The following is a 1178-nucleotide window of genomic DNA, read 5'->3' on the forward strand; positions in this document are numbered from 1 at the left end:
TAACTACCCAAAATCAAGCACCTTTTGTGCCTTTTTTAGCTGTGATTTTTGTAAAATCAGGTGCGAGTAGGTATTATTTACGTGATTTAGGCTTGAATGCCCAAGTGCATTTGCAATAAATTGTGGCGAGATTAGCCCATTCATCAGTGTGCTTGTGTAGGCGTGGCGAGTGGTGTGAAGCCCAAAAGTAGGTAGTTTAAGACTTTTTAGAAGCTTTTTAAACTGATAGTAAATTGCAAAATAATCACTTGAAAAAATCTGCCCATTTGTGAAATTTTGAGCCTTTAAAAAATGTGCTAAATTTCTAGGCATAAAAATCTCTCTACAAACGCCATTTTTCGGTGTTGTTAGCTCAAATCTCGTTTGATTTTTTGAGATATTTATCACGCCATTTTTGTAGTCAATATCATTTGCATTAAGTGCTAAAATTTCGCCACTTCTAGCACCGCTATAAAAGGCAATGTAGAGAAAAATTTTAAGCTCATTTGTAGCGTTTTTAAGCATTAATTTTATCTGTTTTGGTGTCCAAATCGTGCGTTTTTTGTGTGAATTTTTAGGCAAAAAATGGCTTTTAAATGGCATATTTTTTATCAAATTTCGCTCCTTTGCACGGCGAAAAACAAGCAAAATATAGCAAAAAATCAGCCGAATTGTGCTTGGTTTTAGACTTCTTTGCATACTGCTTAAACACGCCTTAAAATCATCGCTTGTATAGCTAGAAATCGCCTTGTCATCAAGAAAGTCAAATGCACGTTTTATGGCGTATCGTGCGGTGTTTTGCGTGGTTTTTTTATTAAATTCTTGGCTGTTTATAAACTCATCACAGAGTGTTTTTAGGCTATTTTTGCACCCATTTTTTGGCTGTTTTTGGCTGGTTTTTTTCGTGCTTTTAACCTCGCTTAGTTTTAAAAATATCGGCAAAATCGTTTTTTTAATAAATTTTAGATTTTTTTCGTTGTAATTTAAGCCAAGTGAGCGTTTTATAGTCTTTGAGAGTGCCTCAAACTCCACGTAAATTTTACCATTTTGATTAAAGATTCTCATTTTTTATCCCCTGTTTTTTTCGTAATTTTACCTAAGTGTATGTAAAGTGAAATTTATTTTAAGGAGTAACCTATGAAAAAGGGTTTTACAATGATTGAGTTGATCTTCGTGATCGTTATTTTAGGTATCTTAGC

General features: G+C 33.5%; 2 protein-coding genes. One reads left to right on the forward strand and one right to left on the reverse strand.

What is annotated here, in order from left to right; translation table 11 throughout:
• Window positions 1–3: 3 nt before the first annotated feature.
• A complete protein-coding gene (locus NYG85_RS12055; protein ID WP_284938919.1) occupies window positions 4–1044 on the reverse strand; it encodes a tyrosine-type recombinase/integrase in 1041 nt (346 codons plus the stop codon).
• A gap of 72 nt (window positions 1045–1116) precedes the next feature.
• On the opposite strand from NYG85_RS12055, the gene NYG85_RS12060 reads away from it, so the two are divergent.
• Window positions 1117–1178, forward strand: a 62-nt coding sequence (locus NYG85_RS12060) for a prepilin-type N-terminal cleavage/methylation domain-containing protein (protein ID WP_284938920.1), incomplete at its 3' end; no start/stop codon positions are given.

This window comes from Campylobacter gastrosuis, assembly GCF_030249845.1.
GTDB classification, from domain to species: Bacteria; Campylobacterota; Campylobacteria; order Campylobacterales; family Campylobacteraceae; genus Campylobacter_A; species Campylobacter_A gastrosuis.